At 69.6% G+C, this 16,486-nt stretch carries 15 protein-coding genes and 1 pseudogene; 10 read left to right on the top strand and 6 right to left on the bottom strand.

Annotated elements, in window-relative coordinates:
- Positions 1-619 precede the first annotated feature (619 nt).
- Positions 620-1,834 carry a GGDEF domain-containing protein gene (locus ASG52_RS23890; protein WP_056248776.1) on the top strand — a complete coding sequence of 405 codons (1,215 nt, stop codon included), beginning with the start codon at positions 620-622 and terminating at the stop codon, positions 1,832-1,834.
- A gap of 10 nt (positions 1,835-1,844) precedes the next feature.
- Here ASG52_RS23890 and ASG52_RS23885 read toward each other — a convergent pair whose 3' ends face one another.
- Entirely contained in the window at positions 1,845-3,251 is a 1,407-nt protein-coding gene (locus ASG52_RS23885) for a TAXI family TRAP transporter solute-binding subunit (protein ID WP_056248902.1), read from the bottom strand.
- Between the two features lie 255 nt (positions 3,252-3,506).
- On the opposite strand from ASG52_RS23885, the gene ASG52_RS23880 reads away from it, so the two are divergent.
- The 6 genes from ASG52_RS23880 to ASG52_RS23855 all read left to right on the top strand — a co-directional run bounded on the left by ASG52_RS23880 (position 3,507) and on the right by ASG52_RS23855 (position 8,486).
- Positions 3,507-3,971 (top strand): regulatory protein RecX, encoded by a 465-nt coding sequence (locus ASG52_RS23880; protein ID WP_056248898.1) that lies wholly within the window; start codon positions 3,507-3,509, stop codon positions 3,969-3,971.
- Positions 3,972-4,059: 88 nt separating this feature from the next.
- Positions 4,060-4,491: an OsmC family protein gene (locus ASG52_RS23875; RefSeq protein WP_056248774.1), complete on the top strand. Its 432-nt coding sequence runs from the start codon at positions 4,060-4,062 to the stop codon at positions 4,489-4,491.
- Between the two features lie 66 nt (positions 4,492-4,557).
- The gene (locus ASG52_RS23870; RefSeq protein WP_056248770.1) at positions 4,558-4,824 is read left to right on the top strand and encodes a hypothetical protein; all 267 of its coding nucleotides are present in this window, start codon (positions 4,558-4,560) and stop codon (positions 4,822-4,824) included.
- A gap of 197 nt (positions 4,825-5,021) precedes the next feature.
- Complete coding sequence (locus ASG52_RS23865) at positions 5,022-5,723, top strand: class I SAM-dependent methyltransferase (protein ID WP_056248765.1); 702 nt, start codon at positions 5,022-5,024, stop codon at positions 5,721-5,723.
- Positions 5,724-5,823: 100 nt separating this feature from the next.
- Positions 5,824-7,035 (top strand): putative DNA modification/repair radical SAM protein, encoded by a 1,212-nt coding sequence (locus ASG52_RS23860; protein ID WP_056248763.1) that lies wholly within the window; start codon positions 5,824-5,826, stop codon positions 7,033-7,035.
- Complete coding sequence (locus ASG52_RS23855; protein ID WP_056248762.1) at positions 7,035-8,486, top strand: UdgX family uracil-DNA binding protein; 1,452 nt, start codon at positions 7,035-7,037, stop codon at positions 8,484-8,486. The genes ASG52_RS23860 and ASG52_RS23855 overlap by 1 nt, the downstream gene beginning before the upstream one ends.
- Before the next feature lie 200 nt (positions 8,487-8,686).
- Here ASG52_RS23855 and ASG52_RS23850 read toward each other — a convergent pair whose 3' ends face one another.
- Together ASG52_RS23850 and ASG52_RS23845 are read right to left on the bottom strand one after the other, a co-directional pair.
- Positions 8,687-10,414 (bottom strand): DUF2336 domain-containing protein, encoded by a 1,728-nt coding sequence (locus tag ASG52_RS23850; RefSeq protein WP_056248759.1) that lies wholly within the window; start codon positions 10,412-10,414, stop codon positions 8,687-8,689.
- A complete protein-coding gene (locus ASG52_RS23845; protein ID WP_056248757.1) occupies positions 10,411-11,490 on the bottom strand; it encodes a transglycosylase SLT domain-containing protein in 1,080 nt (359 codons plus the stop codon). Before ASG52_RS23845 ends, ASG52_RS23850 begins: the two co-directional genes overlap by 4 nt.
- A gap of 155 nt (positions 11,491-11,645) precedes the next feature.
- Here ASG52_RS23845 and ASG52_RS23840 point away from each other — a divergent pair, with 155 nt between their 5' ends.
- Positions 11,646-12,173 carry an aldolase/citrate lyase family protein gene (locus tag ASG52_RS23840; protein WP_286159156.1) on the top strand — a complete coding sequence of 176 codons (528 nt, stop codon included), beginning with the start codon at positions 11,646-11,648 and terminating at the stop codon, positions 12,171-12,173.
- A 51-nt stretch (positions 12,174-12,224) separates the two neighbouring features.
- On the opposite strand, the pseudogene ASG52_RS28555 reads toward ASG52_RS23840, so the two are convergent.
- From ASG52_RS28555 to ASG52_RS23820, 3 genes and pseudogenes are all read right to left on the bottom strand, one after another.
- Positions 12,225-13,445 (bottom strand): annotated as a pseudogene (locus ASG52_RS28555) (acyltransferase family protein).
- Between the two features lie 434 nt (positions 13,446-13,879).
- Entirely contained in the window at positions 13,880-14,491 is a 612-nt protein-coding gene (locus tag ASG52_RS23825) for a flavin reductase family protein (RefSeq protein WP_056248746.1), read from the bottom strand.
- Positions 14,492-14,501: 10 nt separating this feature from the next.
- On the bottom strand, positions 14,502-15,047 hold the full coding sequence (locus ASG52_RS23820) for a nitroreductase family protein (protein ID WP_286159155.1): 546 nt from the start codon (positions 15,045-15,047) through the stop codon (positions 14,502-14,504).
- A 163-nt stretch (positions 15,048-15,210) separates the two neighbouring features.
- Between ASG52_RS23820 and ASG52_RS23815 the strand changes: the two genes are divergently transcribed.
- A complete protein-coding gene (locus ASG52_RS23815; RefSeq protein WP_056248740.1) occupies positions 15,211-16,104 on the top strand; it encodes an RgsD C-terminal domain-containing protein in 894 nt (297 codons plus the stop codon).
- A gap of 1 nt (position 16,105) precedes the next feature.
- Positions 16,106-16,486: a hypothetical protein gene (locus ASG52_RS23810; protein WP_056248738.1), complete on the top strand. Its 381-nt coding sequence runs from the start codon at positions 16,106-16,108 to the stop codon at positions 16,484-16,486.

The following is a 16,486-nucleotide window of genomic DNA, read 5'->3' as shown; positions in this document are numbered from 1 at the left end:
CAATCCGATCCGCCTTCGACAGCCTCACCCCAAAGGCCTGCCGCAACTGCCTCACAGCGGCCGGATACGACGCATACGATCCAACCTGATCGGCAATAGCTCTAGCGCCAGCCCTGCCACCAGCGCGCACCGCGCCGCCGCCTTCATACCCGACCTCCTTGAGTGAGATCGGGATGTGGGGCTAAGCCCTTGGAATCGTTTGTGGCGTCTGCGCCATGATACCGGAGCGCTGTCCGACGAAGTGGAAACCGGTTCTTCGAAAGAAAGCGCGGCACAACAGAGGCTTGGAGATGCACCCCGACCAACGTGATCGGGGGCAGCTCTCAAGTATCGTCCTGGATATCGGATCCAGGACGATACTCTTTGTTCTTGTGCCGCATCGGCTTTTTTCCGAAAGCCGGCGACCACCTTTCGGGCCGATGCTTTGAGCCCCACGCCGCATTCCCAGCGGGCCGCGAGCGCTTTCACATGTCGATGCTTTAAAGTTGTGCGAGCGTTTGCTGCATTCGGTACGGTATCGCGCCGATGTGCCGAATGAAGCCGTTCGGCTTGCAGTGATTGCAGCAACAAAAGTTAAAAACTTTCGCGCTACGCCCCTCCGGCAAGGGGGACTAGGACGATGTCGGCGCTCGCGATCCGGCGCTTCTACGATCTCGGCGGGGAACCGCTGCTCGATCGCTGGCTGCGCTTGGCTGCCCCCATTCAAGACCGCTACGACGCCGAACATGCCGGGCGGCGGACTTCGGAGCTGCGCGCAGCGATTCTCGTCGGGATCGCCCTCTACAACGTCTACAATCTCACCAGCATCGTCCTCCTGCCGGATATTCTCTGGCTGTCGGTGGCGCTCCGCGTCGGGCTCGTCACGCCGGTCTCGCTCGGCCTCGCTTGGGCAATCGGGCGGACGTCGCCGCTTTGGACCGAGCGCTTGGTGCTCGTCGGCATCCTCAACGCCTACCTGCTCCCGGTCTCCCTGTTCTGGATGACGCGCGATCCGCTCGGGCTGTTCACCTTCGGCGAGTTGTCGCTGACGATCATCTTCGCCAACATGCTGCTGGCGCTGCGCTTCCGCCACGCGGTCGCCTTCACGGCGGGCGCGCTCGCCGCGACCCTGCTCGCCGTCGCGTCGAAGCCCGATCTCGCTCCGGCGCTTCAGGCCGCCTTCGCGGTGCAGATCACCACCGCCTGCATCTTCAGCCTCTACGCCAACGCCGTGATGGAGCGGCGGCGCTGCGCCGATTACCTGTCGGCGCTCGAAGCGAGCCTGCGCGCCAAGAGCGCCGACGCCGCCCGGCGCGAGTTCGAGAACCTGTCGCACACCGACGCCCTGACCGGCCTGCCGAACCGCCGCCACCTCGCCGACACGCTGGACGACTGGCTGTCGCGCCCCGACGCGATGGCGCTGATGATGATCGATATCGATCACTTCAAGCTCTACAACGACGCGCTGGGCCATCCGGCCGGCGACGACTGCCTGCGGCGGATCGCCGGGACCTTCGCGGATTTCGCCCGGCGCCACGACGCCTTCTGCGCCCGCTTCGGCGGCGAGGAATTCACGGTCCTGGTCCGGGACGGCGGGAGCGAGCTGGCGCTGGCGCGCTGCGCCCGCCAGCTCGGGAAGGCGGTCGAGGCGCTGGCCCTCGTCCATCCGGCCCGCGCCGACGGGATCGGCGTCGCCACGATCAGCATCGGCGTCGCGCGCCGGCCCGAGGGCGCGGTCCTACCGGCCGCGGACCTGATCGCGGAGGCGGACCGGGCGCTCTACGCCGCCAAACGGCGCGGCCGGAACGGGTTCGTGCTGGGCGGGGAGCGGGCCGGGTTCGCCCTGGGGGGATGAGGCGGGGCACCTACTCCGCCGCCGGCAGGCTCAGCGACAGCAGCCGCGCCGTCCGCGAGCGGCCGCCGACCGCATCCGCCCCCGGATCGAGCGCGCGCCGCCCGTCGTCCAGCGCCCCGTTGACCGCATCGATGGCGAGGATCAGCGCCGAGATCATCCGGCCGTCGATGGTGCGCTCGCGGGCGTGGCGGACCACGTCCGCGATCAGCGCGTCGGTCTCGCGGGTCAGCGCGTCGAGTTGGGCGACCTCGCAGGCGTCGCGGGCCTCGGCCAGAATGTCGAGGAGGCGGTCGAGCACCACGTCGATGCGCTCGCGCCGCTTGCGGGCGAGCCGCTGGCCGAGCCACGCCACGCCGGAGCCGATCGTGCCGCCGAAGAAGGCGAGCAGGTAGATCCAGTCCTCGTAGCGGTCGAGGAAGGTCTGCTGCTCGCGCTCGAAATAATCGACCGCGCCGGGGTGGTTGGGCAGGCGTGCGCTGGTCGCCGTGACCGTGGTGTCGTAGTCTGGCGGCTTCATCGCGTTGGCGACGGGGGCGATGGCGGCCAGCCGCGAGCGCCACTCGAACAGATGCTGCACCACGGATGCGACGGCGACGCGGCTCACCGAGCCCCGCGCCATCAACCGGTAAGAGACGCCGACCGTCTCGACATCCTCCTCCGGGCGCTTCGGGCGTCCGCCGAAGGTGCCGGCGCTGAGCGTCACCGTCTGGAGTTCGGGCAGGCGCTGGGTGATCGCCTTGCCGTCCGGCACGCCGACGAAGCGGATCTTGCGCTCCGCTGAGGCCGCCTCGACCGCGCGCAGCATCCCGAGCGTCGCCTTCGCCGTCGGGCTTGCGATGACGGCCACCGCATCGACCCGCTTGGCCTCCAGCGCCTGCGTGACCTCCCCCGCCTTCAGCGGCACCAGCCCGACGCGGCCGGCCCCGAGCGGCTCGCTTCCCGCGATCTCGGCCTCGCTCGCGGGCTTGAAGTCGTAGAAGTCGAGGAGGTTCGTGACGAAGGGCAAATCGGCGTCGTGGCGCACCACCACGCCGAGGCGGCGCGTCGAGAGATCGGAAAAGCTCTCGATCTCCGCCGCCTCGGGGGCGGCGACGATCAGCGCCTCGTCGTGCAGGATGGCGAGGGTCAGCCCGTTGTCGGGCAGGAGCACGTCGGGGCGAACCACGGCGAGGTCGGCGCGGTTCTTCTGCAGGGCGAGCGCGCTGTCGCGCACGTCGTCGTGGGGCGTGACCTGCAGCCGCACGTCCTCATGGTTGCGCACCAGCGCCTTGGCGTAGGCCTCGATCAGGGCGGCCTCGACGCCGTCGCGCGGGCCGACGGCGACGGTGAGGAGCGTGGGGCGCGACAGGGTGACGACGAGGCCGGCGAACGCCGCCAGCCCCAGGGCGAGCAGCACGAACAGCCATTCGCGCCGCATCAGGACGGCCACTGCCCGGAGGCGCAGCCCTCGCATTCCAGAGCGATCCATCCGACAAGCATGGGACGACAACCAAGGCAGGACCGTGAAGAACGGATGATCCCGACGAAGGGTTCACGCGATCGTCGTGACGACGGACGAGCGGAGCGGGAGGCAAGCCCCGCAAGACAGGCAAGACCCGAGCCGCCGGTCACCGCCGCGTGGCTGGAGCGCGTGGCCCTGCACTACCTCGACCGTTACGGCGCCTCCTCGGAGATGCTGCGCCGGGTGCTGGCCCGACGGGTGGACCGGCGGTGCCGCTCCCGCAACGAGACGCCCGACGCGCATGCCGGGCTGATCGCCGAGACGGTGGCCCGCGCCCAGCGCGCCGGCTTGATCGACGACGCGCGCTTCGCCGCCGCCCGCCTCGCGACGCTGCGCCGCCGCGGTGCCTCGACCCGGCAGGCGCGGGCCAAGCTGTCGGAAAAGGGCATCGACGCCGACACGATCTCGGCCGCCATGACCGACGAGCGCGAGGATGCGGGCGAGGAAGCCGACACCGAGCAGCAGGCGGCTCTGGCCTATGCCCGCCGCCGCCGCCTCGGCCCCCACCGCCCGCCCGGCGCGCGCGAGACGAACCGCGAGCGCGACCTTGCCGCCATGGCGCGGGCGGGCTTCCCCTACGCGCTGGCGCGCGCCGTCCTCGAAGCGGAGGCCGACGATCCGCCCGAGGAGACGTAAAGCAAAAATTCCTCGACTTCCGGACGCTGCGCCCCACCTCGCCCCCGACGCGGGAATCGCCCGCACCCGATTTCGAGGACGAGACAGCATGACCGACCGCCACGCGAGCGCCCACTGGGAAGGCGACGGCAAGACCGGCAAGGGCCAGATCACGACCCAGTCGGGCGTGCTCTCGAACAACCCCTACGGCTTCAACACCCGCTTCGAGAACGAGCCCGGCACCAACCCGGAGGAGCTGATCGCGGCCGCGCATGCGGGCTGCTTCACCATGGCGCTCGCCTTCCAGCTCCAGTCGGCGGGCCTCAAGGCGACCTCGCTCGACACCAAGGCGGTGGTCACGCTCGTGCAGGACGGCGACGGCTTCAAGGTGACGAAGTCGGCCCTCACCCTCAAGGCCGTGATCCCCGGCATCGATCAGCAAAAATTCGACGAGCTGGCCGGCAACGCCGAGAAGGGCTGCCCGATCTCGAAGCTGCTGAACGCCGAGATCACCCTGGACAAGACGCTCGCCCAAGGCTGATCCGCGGATTGCGAGGGGGCGGGGCCGGATCGTAGGATCGGGCCTCGCTCCGACGGGAGGCCGGCAATGGTCGTCAGCTTGGCTTGGTATCGGCCGGAGGATTACCGGCGCATCCTCTCCATCATGAAGGATGCCGACGCGCTGCCGGAGACCTATGAGGCCTGGCTGAAGTCCGCCCGCAATGTCGAGGCCGTGACGCAGCGGGGGGCCTTCCGACGCTCCGAGTCATCCTCGATCCCGACGAATTCCTGGCCTATTGCGCCCGTGAAGGGTGCGATCCCGTCGCGGGCACGCGCAGTCGGTACGCCGCCGCGTGCGCGCAGGCCATGCTGACGCCGACGACCCTGCCGCCCTCCGCAACGAGCCCGTTCGCCCGCTTTCTCCGGCCGCCGAAGCCGGTATCGCCGACCTGACGACGCGGACGGTGCCTGCCAGACGGGTTCCTCGCTGCCCGCAGCCTTGCCTTCCGCAATGCGGTCTCGTACCACCCGGAACAATCGCGCTTCGACGTGAATGCTGACGGGGGCACCATGCGGCGGCACGAATTGATCAATCGTTTCGTGTCTTTATTTGATCAGCCGCGATATCTGGAAGTCGGCGTCGAGGAAGGCCTCACCTTCAAGGAAATCGAGGCCGACTGGCGGATCGGCGTCGTCCCTCACCCGCACTTCGAAGACGATTCTTTTCTTGGCGAAAATTTTCAGATCTTCCGAATGCCCTCGGACCAGTATTTCGCCGATGCGGTCGAAATCGGTCTGCCGTTCGACGTCGCCTTCATCGACGGGCTGCACACGGCCGAGCAGACGCTGCGCGACTTCACCAACGTCCTGAACTTTACCAAGAACGACGCCGTCATCCTCATCGACGACATCCGGCCGGCCAACTGGGTCGAGGCGCTGCCTCTCGATCTGTGGGTCAAGGTCCGGCCCCTGGCCGAGGGCACCTATACCGGCTGGACCGGCGACGTCTTCAAGCTGCTCTACCTGATCGAGACCTTCTTCCCGTCGATCGAGTTGCGCATCCCCGCCGAGGACCCCAACCTCGTCATCTGCTGGAAGCGGACCAAGTCGCGGCCGCTCGCGAAGCCGTTCGCCGCGCGCCTGGAGGAGGTTGCCGCGGCGCAATACCCGCAATTCCTACTCTCGAAGGCGAACTTCGCCGCCACCGGCCTGGAGAGCATCGTCGCAGACTACCGGCAATCCCGCGCCGAGTGGGCGGCCTCGGGACGGTAACCCACCCGGACCGGACGGACCGTACGTGAAAAGCGGATTTCCGGTGTGAAAGGCAACGCGCCGCATTGATCCTCCCGCGGGCGCGTTCATCTTCCGTTCGATGGACGAGAAACTCGCGCGCAAGCTTCGCATCCTCGCGGACGCCGCCAAGTACGACGCGTCCTGCGCGTCGTCGGGCGCGCCCAAGCGCAAGGCCGGCGCCGACGGCCTCGGCTCGACCACGGGGGCCGGCATCTGCCACGCCTACACCCCGGACGGGCGCTGCGTCTCGCTGCTCAAGATCCTGCTGACCAATTACTGCCTGTTCGACTGCGCCTATTGCGTCAACCGGCGCTCCTCGAACGTCGCCCGCGCCCGCTTCTCGGTGGAAGAGGTGGTGACGCTCACGGTCGAGTTCTACAAGCGCAACTACATCGAGGGGCTGTTCCTTTCGTCCGGCATCATCCGCTCGCCCGACTACACGATGGAGATGCTCACCCGCGTCGCCAAGAAGCTCCGGCGCGAGCATGGGTTTCGCGGCTACATCCATCTGAAGTCGATCCCCGAGGCGAGCCCGTGGTTGATCGAGGAGGCCGGGCTCTACGCCGACCGGCTGTCGATCAACCTCGAACTGCCGACCGAGGAAAGCCTGACCCGCCTCGCGCCGGAGAAGGACGGCGCGGCGATCGAGGGGGCGATGGGGCAGATCGGCGAGCGCATCGCGCAGGCGAAAGAAGAGAAGCGCCGCTTCTCGCCGGCCGGGCAATCGACGCAGGTGATCGTGGGGGCGGACAGTACCACCGACGAGGCGCTGATCCGCAAGAGCGCACTCCTGTATGGGAGTTACGGCCTCAAGCGTGTCTACTATTCGGCCTTCAGCCCGATCCCCGACGCGTCGTCCGCCCTGCCGCCGCAGGCCCCGCCCTTGCGGCGCGAGCACCGGCTGTATCAGGCCGACTGGCTGATCCGGTACTACGAGTTCTCCCCCGACGACGTGGCGAACGCGGCCGACGGCGGGATGTTCGCCCTCGACATCGATCCCAAGCTCGCCTGGGCGCTCAAGAACCGCCACCACTTCCCCGTCGATGTGAACCGCGCCGACCGTACGATGCTGCTGCGGGTGCCGGGCCTCGGGGCGCGGGCGGTCGACGCCATCGTCAAGGCCCGCCGCCACGGGCGCCTGCGCCTCGACGACGTGGCGCGGCTGACCTCGGGGCTGAAGCGGGCGCGGCCCTTCCTGATCGCCGAGGATTTCCGGCCGACGACGCTGACCGACCGGCTGGATTTGCGGGCGAAGCTCGCGGAGCCGGCGGAACAGTTGAGTCTGTTCTGATGCCGGGTCCGCACCGGCAAGGCCCCGCCTCCTCCGCGGAAACGGGTGCCCGAATCGGCATCCACGTCGCCACCCTCGCCCCCGGCGCCGACATGCCCGGCTTCCGCGCCGCCGCCCGCCGCCTCATCGCCGCGAACGTCCCACCCGAGGCCATCGTCTGGCAGACCGAGGCGCTGAGCCTGTTCGGAACGGAGTCCGCCCCCAACGAGGCCCCGCCGCTGGCGCTGCCCCGCCCGGTGACCGACCTGATCCCGATGGTCGTCCCCCACCGCGATCCCGAGCGCTACGGCCTGCTCTACGCCCTGATCTGGCGCGTCCTGCACGGCGAGCGCGCCCTGATGGAGGTGGCGAGCGATCCGCTGGTTCACCGGCTTCACCGGATGCGCAAGGGTATCGCGCGCGACCTGCACAAGATGCACGCCTTCCTGCGCTTCCGCCGGGTGCCGAACGAGCCCGAGCGCTACGTCGCGTGGTTCGAGCCCGACCACCACATCCTGGAGGCGGCCGCCCCGTTCTTCGTCGATCGCTTCCGCAACTTGCGCTGGTCGATCCTGACGCCGGAGGGCTCCGCCCACTGGGACGGTGCGTTGAGCTTCGGCCCGCCGGGGCGGCGCGAGGACGCGCCGGAGGGCGACGGTTTCGAAGCCGGCTGGCGCGACTATTACGAGAGCACCTTCAACCCGGCCCGCCTGAACCTCGACGCGATGCGCGCCGAGATGCCCCGCAAGTACTGGCGGAACATGCCGGAGACCGCGGCGATTCCCGCGCTGGTGCGGGCCGCGGGGGCGCGAGCCCAAGCCATGATCGAGAAGGCGCCGACGATGCCGGAGAAGCGCGATCCCGTCCGGGCGGTGGAGCGGATGGCGCGGGACGAGCCGGAATCGCTGGAGGCGCTGAACGCCGTCATCGCCCGCTCAGAGCCGCTGGTGCCGGGCGCGACCCAAGCCGTGCTCGGCGAGGGCCCGTTGGGGGCGACGATCGCCTTCGTCGGCGAGCAGCCCGGCGATCAGGAGGATCGGCAGGGCCGCCCCTTCGTCGGGCCGGCAGGGCAGTTGCTGTCCCGCGCACTGGCCGAGGCCGGGATCGAGCGGTCGGACGCCTACCTCACCAATGCGGTCAAGCACTTCAAGTTCACGTTGCGCGGCAAGCGCCGCATCCACGAGAAGCCCACAGCCGGCGAGGTCAGCCATTACCGCTGGTGGCTCGACCGGGAGCTGGATTTCGTCGCCCCCAAGCTCGTCGTGGCGCTGGGTGCCACCGCGGTGCTGGCGCTGACCGGCAAACCGGTCCCGATCACCCGCGCCCGCGGGCCGGCGGAGTTCGGCCGCCCGTTCGGCGGGTTCATCACGGTCCACCCGTCCTACCTGCTGCGCCTGCCCGACGAGGCCAAGGAGGAGGCCTACCACGCCTTCGTCGCCGACCTGCGGCGGGTGCGCGATCTCGCGGCTTGAGCGTGAGGCCGAGCGGATTCGGCCGGATCCATTAAGCTGCGATGCGTCTACCCCCCTCATCCTGAGGTGCCCGCGCAGCGGGCCTCGAAGGAGGGCTCCAGGGATCGCGCGCGAGCTGGAGCCCTCCTTCGAGGCTCCACCTTCGGCTACGCACCTCAGGATGAGGGGGTTGGGGTGGGACGGGCCGGTCGGATCGACCCTCAGGCCGCCAGCCGCTCGCGGCGACGGTCGGCGCGGTAGCTGAGCACGAGATCCTGCGGGATCATCCCGGCGGCCACGGCCAGCGCGATCTCGCGCGGGCGCGCCGCGGGCTTCGGCTCCGGCCGGACCTCGGGGACCGCCTGCGGGGCTGCCTTCGGGGCGGCGCTTGAGCGGACGGAGAGGACGCTCTCCATCAGGGCTTCCGTGAGGCCGGCGAGCAGCGTCTCGGTCGCAGCGGCGGTGAGCGTGGACGGCGCCTCGGCGACAACCGGCGCGCCCAGGCGCTCCTCCGGCCGCGGCGCCAGCGGCCAGGCGGTCGCGGTATCCGGCAGGGCGGGCTCGGGCAAGCTCGGCTCCGGCTCGGACAGGCGCAGCTCGGCCGAGATCGGTTCGGCCAGGATCGGTTCGGCCGAGATCGGTTCGCTCACGACCGGCTCGGTCACGGCCTCCGGCGCGGGCAGCTCGATCACCTCCGGCAGCGCCGAAGCCTCAGAGTCGTCCCAGGCATCGGCCAGAACCTCGGCCCAGCCGTCGGTCGCGGCGAGCGTCTCGGGCGCGGCGAGCCGATGGGCGGCCTCGTCGCGGGCGTGGGCCTCGATCTGCGCTTGGGCGAACAGGCGCGCTTCGTCGCGCGCCGCCTCGGCCTCGAAGCGGGACAGCAAAGCCACCAGCCCGCGGGCCTCGGCGACGGGCAGGGTCTCGCAGGCCGTCAGCGCCGCCTCGATCATCGAGCGAGCGAGCCGCGGGCCGGTCGGGCCGCCACGCCCGTCCGCGGCCTCGCACCAGACGGTCAGCGCCGCCTGGATGCCCGGCAGCAGCAGGGCGGGTAGCCCCGCGCGGCGGTGGAGCGCGATGAAGCCGGCGCTGTGCGGCTCGAACATCAGCCCGGCGACGCGGGCGCGGCTGAGGCCGCTCAGTTCGGACAAGGCGGCCTCGGCGAAGGGCAGGCGCAGCGACAGGATCGCCCGCAGGATCAACCCGGCGGTGAGTTGCTCCTGCACCCGCAGATGCGCCACGAGCCGGGCGAGCCCGGTCTCGCCGGATTCGTCGCCGAGCGCGAGGGCCGCGGAATCGCGGGCCTCGCGGGCGACGCGGGCGCCGCGCTCGGAATTCATCCAGCCGGCATCCTGGCCGGCGCGGGCGAGCTGCTCGGCCAGCAGCGCGACGACGGCGTGACGGACCTCGATGGCGAGGTCGTGCCGGGCGAGCAGCGCGCGGCGCAGCTCCGCATCCTCGCCGTGGCGCTCGACCATGCGCAGGAAGGCGGCGGTGCCGATCGACGCGCGCGGATTTTTTGCCAGCGCCGTCAGCGAAGGAAGGCCGGCGACTTCGGCGAGCGCGGCGGCAACGGGCTTGGACAGGTCGGGCCGGGCGGCGACCGCAGCGCGGGCCGCCTCGCAGCCGATGGCGACGCAATCGACGAGGTCGGCATCCATCAGCACGGGCGAGCGCGCCAGCACGAAGCAGGCGATCTCGGGATGGTCGGAGGCGAGCGCCACCACAAGGGGCCGCGGTGCGCCGGCCGAATCCGCGCAGGCCTCGGCCAGCGCCCGGCGCACGGCGAGCGCCGGATCGTCGAGCAGAGCGAGGAGCGCGGTCTTGGCCTCCCAGGCCGCGTCGGGCCCGAGGCTGCCGTCGAGATAGGCTTGCGCCAGGGTGCCCGCGGCCTCGGCCCGCCGCTCGGCGGAGGCGTGCTGCGTCAGGGTGAGGAACTGGCGGAGGATCATGAGCCGTTCCGAAGGTTGTAGGAGGACAGGTCGAAGAAGATTTTTTTGGACGGGAGCGTCGCCGCAGCGGTCGGCTCCGCGCCTGCCGTACCTGTTGCTGCTTGGCCGAGCCCAGCAGGGCGGCGCGGCGGCAGCGGCACGACGATCGGGGTCGAGAGCACCGGGTCGGCGCCCGCGTCCGGAATCGAGGCCGTGTGGATCACGTCGTCCGACGCGTCGGAGCGCGGAAAATAGGTCGGCGCGGGCCGGGCCGCCTCGGTGCCGTTCGCGCGGCCCTGCCAGATCTTGGCCACGCCCTCCGAGATCGCGCCCTGGCGCCGGTCGGTCTGGAACAGCGTGCGCAGGCCGCCCTCCAGCGAGGCGTAGGCCGTGGGCGGCTCGGCGGCGCCCGTCGCCACCGGGGTCGGCGCGCCCGCGGTCGCGGTAGAGAGCAGGGCGTAGAGTTCCGAGGACGAGCGCGGGCGCCCAACCTTATCGTAGAACAGGCTGCGGTTGGCAGAAGCCGCCTCCGGCAGGTCGAGGGCGGCGGCGCGGGCCGGGCTCCCTTGCGCCGAGTTGATCAGCGTGGTCGCCCCGCGCGCCCCGAGCACGTGGGCGGCGTAGAGGTCGCCGGAGGTCGGCTCGCGCCCGAGCGCGGTGCCGAGCGCGTCGCGGTTGCGCTGGGTCAGGGCGCCGGCCATCGTCGCTGACACCTTCGGGTCGCGGCGCAGATCGAGGATGGCTTGACGCGTCGTCGGGTCGGAGACCGTGTAGGTGCCGTCGGAGCGGGCCGTGATGGCATCGGCGTAGGTGCCGAGCCCGAGCTTGCTCCCTGCGTTCTTCATGACGCCGAGCCAGGTCTGCTCGATGAACTGAAACAGGCCGGTCGCCGTCGAGGTGCCGGCCTTGGCGGTGGGGTTGAGGCTCGATTCGCGCTGCGCCGTGGCGAGCAGGTAGTCGAAGCCGACGCCGCTCGTCTGCGCCCCGTCGCGGATCGCCGCGATCACCTCGCCGCTCGCCGCGTTCGCCGGGCGCGCGGAGGCGGCGGCGGGGCCGGTCTCGCGCGTGCCGACGGGAGCATTGGTGAACAGGAACATGACGCGGCCCGCGAGGATCGGCGATCGACCCCTCGAAACGGGACTTTCCGCTCCGCATGGTAAAGAAACGTTGAATGATCCCCGCAGCTTGTGACGCCCGTTCCCGCACACCCCGCCTCGCCTTCCGCGGGTCGGCCGCGGATGCGGTGCGCCGCGTGGGCGGAGTGGATGCTCTGGTGGTCGAGGGCCCGCTCCCGTTGGGCCTGCGCGGGCGGATCGGGGCCACGCGCCTCATCCTCGCCCTCGACCGTCCCGACGCACCCTTGCCCGCGGAGGCACCGGACGCGGTGCTGCTCGCCGCCCGCGCCGGCTGCGACGTGGCGGCGCTCGGCGCCCGGCTCGCGGTGCACGAGGCCGAACGCGGCTGGCCGGACGGGCAGCTGCGCATCCTGGCGCAGGTCGCCGCTCCCCTAGGGGTGCTGGAGGCACGGAGCTTCGTCGGCGCGAGCCCACGGCTCGACGGGCTCGGGCTCGACGAGGCGGCGCTTGCAGTCGCTCTCGGCGCCGAAGCCGCGGGGGAGACGCTCGCCCAGGCGCGCGCCCTGGTCCGCCTCGCGGCGGCGGCGGCGGGGGCGAGGACGTTCGCCTATTCCGGGCCGGACGGGATCGAGCACGCCGTCGCGGCGGCGCGGCAGGAGGGTTTCGGACTGTTGATCACCCGCGATCCGTCCGCGGTACTCTGAGGGGCGCCGGAGGCGGCGCGAGGCCTCGCGGATCGCGGGCTCCACTCTTCATCAAGGTCGGGACGCGGCTCGACGGGGTAGCAATGGGTCTGCGTTCGATGATTCCACGCCCGACCGCGCGTCGCTCGTCAGCAGGGAATTGGAGTCACCGGCGGCGGCGCTCATACGTCTCTGATCGATCGTGCGGGCCGCCCATTTCGCAGCCTGATGCGTCGGCCGCTCGACCCATGCCTCCATCGCCTGCGCGACGAGGAGAATCAACGGGAGGGCGAGGAGGATCGCCCACGGCAGCGGCACGATGCCATTGGTCAGGTAAAGGACCAGCACCAGGACCGGCCAGTGCGACAGGTAAAGGCTGAAGGAGATGTTCCCAAGCCAGCGGACGACCCGCGGTTCCAGAAGTTTCGCCGCTGTCGGCGAACAGATGCATATCGCGATGATGTATGACGCGACGAGGCCATACAGGAAGTAAACCAGGCTTCCAGACGTTTTCCCGAGAAAACCGATGAGAGAAGTGAGCGCGATCGCCGCGACGATCAGAATAACGTGCCCGTACCGAGGGATATGACCGTATAAAATTCTCACCCGATCAACGTGAAGCGCCAGGGCGATGCCCATCGTAAAGTAGACGAGATAGCGAGCGGTGAGCAAAAGTGAAGCACTAAAGCTGGAGGCGACGACAGGAGAGCTGTTGTCAATGTAAGATTTTACATAAATTCATAACAAAGAAGCGACACCGAAGGCTACGACCGAGCTGATCCCAAAGCGGACGACGATCAGAAACAAAAGCGGAAAGGCCAGCGAGGCTCTGATTTCGACGATGAGGCTCCAGATCGGCGGATTGAGCCTTATGCTGTCGGCCGGGAAGCCCAGCGCCAGGAGGTGTGCGGCAACGTTCAACCACGACACCTGTTCGTCCCACATGCGAAATGCACGTCTGAGGCCATCCGGTGACGGCTGTCCATGGATCAGGTAGCCGATCGCTGCCGAAATCAGGACGAAGACGATGACTGGAGGGTACAGCCGAATCAAACGGCCGACTGCGAAGGCGGGGTATGACCGCCCTCTTCCGGCGGCATACGGCAGAGACAAGACGAAACCGCTCAGAACGAAGAACAGAACGACGGCCATTGTGCCGCTGACGAACGGGGACAAGGCTGTCCTGTAGACCCACCCAGCTTCGCTGCCGTTATAAGCCAGGTAGAGATGGCCGAGAACGACGCTCAGCGCTGCGACGCCGCGCAAGGCATCCAGTTGTGAGAGTCTTTCCATCCGCAACCACCCTCCATGCCGACGTCAATCCTCGACGAATCAGGGGGAAGCAAAATACTTGCCAAAGCAATATTCCAATTCTTCCAGCCCGCACCGCCCCTTCAGGCACCACAATATTCAGTCGCTCCCACAACGGTCGCAAAGATATATTGAAAGAAAAATCAAACCCGAATGCATCGAGAAGCAGTTCGCGACTTCGATCGGCGATTTTAAATTACAGAGCAGCGGTGTTTGCCGGCCAATATGCAAAAGCGATCTCGGTAGCCGGGGCCGGTCACGTTCCGAATCGCAACAGGCCGAACGCTGCGCCGATGCCATCGTCGGAGCCTTATCGAGAACCCGGAAATCTTGCGTAAAGACCTGCCCATCGAGCCGACTCGCGGGCTGAGGCGATCTGCGCCATCGCCTCCCGACGGTGGCGAAAACCCGCGCCCTCAGCCGCCCCCACCTTTCGGCCGGCGCAGCTCGAACCGGGTCTCGGGCTCGGCGGTGAAGTAGTCGAAATAGCCGCCGCGCAGGATCGGGCGCATGGCCCCAGTGTCGACGCGCCCGTCCCGCACGAAGCGGTCGTCGATGTAGAGCGAGACCACCTGACCGATCACGAGGAAGTTGTTGGGTTCGGAGCCGTCCAGCGGCACCAGCGGCACGGTCTGGAGCCATTTGCATTCGAGTGCGGCGGGCGATTCCGCCACCCGCGGCGGGCGCACTTTTCGCGAGGGGGCCGGTGTCAGGCCGGCGAAGCCGAACTCGCTCTCGCCCCGCGGCAGCGGCGCCGAGGTGGCGTTGACGGCCTCGCGCAGGTCGAAGGTCGCGAGGCTGCAGACGAACTCGCCGCCCTCCTCCGCGAAGGTGATCGCGTCCTTGCGGCCGACGGAGGAGAACATCACCATGTCGGGATCGCCCCCGACCGCGTTGAAGAACGAGTAGGGCGAGAGGTTCACCCGGCCCTGAGCGTCCATGGCGCTGATCCAGCCGATCGGTCGCGGGGCGACGATGGCCTTCAGCGGGTTGTGCGGCAGGCTCGGGGCGTCGGCCTCGTAATACATGGAAGAGCCCTCAGAGCCGGGTGACGATCTGCGCAAGCTCCGGCCGCGGCCGGTCGGAGGGCACCTCGCGGGCGCGCCCGACATGGATGAAGCCGGCGATCCGCTCGGACGGCTCCAACCCCAGCGCATCGAGCACGCGCCGGTCGTAGGCGAACCACTCGGTCAGCCACGCGGTGGCGTAGCCCGCCGCGTTGGCCGCCACGACGAAGTTCATGCAGACGGCGCCCGCCGACAGCACCTGCTCCCATTCCGGAATTTTGACATGGGGGCCGGCGCGGGAGACCACCGCGACCACGAGCGGTGCGTGCGCGAGACGTTGGCGCTCCAGTTCGAGGCGCTTGGCGTCGGCCTCGGGGAAGTCCGCCGCGTGGGTGTTCGCGATGGTCTCGCCGAGGCGGTGGCGCGCCTCGCCCTCGATCACGAGGAAGCGCCAGGGGGCGAGCTTGCCGTGGTCGGGCACCCGCGACGCGATGGCGAGCCACCCGTCGAGTTCGTCCGCCGAGGGGCCGGGGCCGTCGAGGGCGATCGGCGCCACCGAGCGGCGGGTGCGCAGCATGTCGTGGGTGCGAGCGTCTTTGCGAGCGTCTTCCGTCACAGCAACTGGGGAGGTCATGGACAATCCGCGGGCTCGGGTCGAAACTGATCTGGCCTTGCCGCCGCCACGGTCGGGTTTCAAGAGCCGCGGCACATTCGGGGGCTTCGTGCGGGAGAACGGGACGATGGGACGCGGCTGCCGTATCGCGACGGTCCTCCTCGGCCTGACGCCGCTCGCAGCCCACGCGCAGGACCCGTTCGGGCCCGGCCTCCCCTCCCCCGGCATCACCTCGCCGATGCTGCCCCCGCCCGTGCCGGAGGCCGAGGCGGATCTGTCGCTCTCGGCGAGCTTCGTCGGCGCCAACCAGCCGGTGCGCGCGGGGCTGAGCTGGCGCATCTTCGAGGACAAGGGCGAGACCGGGCGGCCTGCCATCGTCGCCCGCTCGAACGATCCCGCCCCGATCCTGAAGCTGCCCGCGGGCTCCTACGTCGCCACCGTCACCTACGGCTATGCCAGCGCCTCGAAGCGGGTGACCCTCTCGGGCCAGCCGGTGAGCGAGCAGCTCAAGGTGGCCGCCGGCGCGCTGAAGCTCTCGGGTGCCATCGGCGACCAGAAGATCACACCGAACCAGCTCGCCTTCTCGGTGTTCGTGCCCGCGGGCACCAATTCGGAAGGGCGGCTGGTGCGCAGCGGCATCAAGGCCGGCGAGATCGTGCGCCTGCCCGAGGGCGTCTACCACGTGGTGTCGAATTACGGCGAGTCGAACGCGATCCAGCGGGCCGACCTCAAGGTCGAGACCGGCAAGATCACCGACGCCACCCTCAACCACCGCGCCGCGACCGTGACCCTGAAGCTCGTCGCCGCGCCGGGCACCGAGGCCTTCGCCGGCACCGCCTTCAGCGTGCTGACGCCGGGCGGCGACACGATCCGCGAGGCGATCGGCGCCTTCCCGTCCGTGACGCTGGCGGAGGGCGACTACGTGCTGATCGCCCGCCACGACGGGCAGGTCTACACCCGCGAGTTCAAGGTCGAGAGCGGCATGGACCGCGACATCGAAGTGCTGGCGAAGGCCGGCTGAGATGCGCGGGCTCCTCGCGGCACTCCTGCTCCTCGCCGCGCCGGGCGCGCGAGCCCAGAGCATCGTCGATGGTTCGGCGGCCACCGTCGGGCCGCCCGCCGCCAGCACGATCCTCGTTCTGGTCGGCCGCCAGTTTCCCGATCCTGAGGCCCGCATCGCCGGCTTGCGAAAGGGCCGGGACGGGGCCGTGTGCGGCACGGTCGATGTGAGGAACCGCATGGGCACCCATGCCGGCCCCCGCCCGTTCGTCGCCGACTTGTCCGAAAACTTTTTCGCGCGCCTGCCCGAGGGGCCGGAGCTGCGCAGCCCGGCCAGCCCCGCCGACTTCAAGGCGATGCAGCGGGCGAAAGCCTTGTACGAGGCGAACTGCACCGCCGAGTGA

Origin of the sequence: Methylobacterium sp. Leaf456, from assembly GCF_001425465.1 — a bacterium.
Lineage (GTDB): Bacteria > Pseudomonadota > Alphaproteobacteria > Rhizobiales > Beijerinckiaceae > Methylobacterium.
Note: the sequence above shows the minus strand (reverse complement) of the source record. Positions and strands in the feature narration are given on the sequence as shown.

Bases quoted from the DNA above. Each gene is read 5' to 3' on its own strand.
- ASG52_RS23890 (WP_056248776.1), top strand. From the start codon at position 620: ATGTCGGCGCTCGCGATCCGGCGCTTCTACGATCTCGGCGGGGAACCG.
- ASG52_RS23885 (WP_056248902.1), bottom strand. From the start codon at position 3,251: ATGCGGCGCGAATGGCTGTTCGTGCTGCTCGCCCTGGGGCTGGCGGCG.
- ASG52_RS23880 (WP_056248898.1), top strand. From the start codon at position 3,507: ATGCTGCGCCGGGTGCTGGCCCGACGGGTGGACCGGCGGTGCCGCTCC.
- ASG52_RS23875 (WP_056248774.1), top strand. From the start codon at position 4,060: ATGACCGACCGCCACGCGAGCGCCCACTGGGAAGGCGACGGCAAGACC.
- ASG52_RS23870 (WP_056248770.1), top strand. From the start codon at position 4,558: ATGGTCGTCAGCTTGGCTTGGTATCGGCCGGAGGATTACCGGCGCATC.
- ASG52_RS23865 (WP_056248765.1), top strand. From the start codon at position 5,022: ATGCGGCGGCACGAATTGATCAATCGTTTCGTGTCTTTATTTGATCAG.
- ASG52_RS23860 (WP_056248763.1), top strand. From the start codon at position 5,824: ATGGACGAGAAACTCGCGCGCAAGCTTCGCATCCTCGCGGACGCCGCC.
- ASG52_RS23855 (WP_056248762.1), top strand. From the start codon at position 7,035: ATGCCGGGTCCGCACCGGCAAGGCCCCGCCTCCTCCGCGGAAACGGGT.
- ASG52_RS23850 (WP_056248759.1), bottom strand. From the start codon at position 10,414: ATGATCCTCCGCCAGTTCCTCACCCTGACGCAGCACGCCTCCGCCGAG.
- ASG52_RS23845 (WP_056248757.1), bottom strand. From the start codon at position 11,490: ATGTTCCTGTTCACCAATGCTCCCGTCGGCACGCGCGAGACCGGCCCC.
- ASG52_RS23825 (WP_056248746.1), bottom strand. From the start codon at position 14,491: ATGTATTACGAGGCCGACGCCCCGAGCCTGCCGCACAACCCGCTGAAG.
- ASG52_RS23820 (WP_286159155.1), bottom strand. From the start codon at position 15,047: ATGCTGCGCACCCGCCGCTCGGTGGCGCCGATCGCCCTCGACGGCCCC.
- ASG52_RS23815 (WP_056248740.1), top strand. From the start codon at position 15,211: ATGGGACGCGGCTGCCGTATCGCGACGGTCCTCCTCGGCCTGACGCCG.
- ASG52_RS23810 (WP_056248738.1), top strand. From the start codon at position 16,106: ATGCGCGGGCTCCTCGCGGCACTCCTGCTCCTCGCCGCGCCGGGCGCG.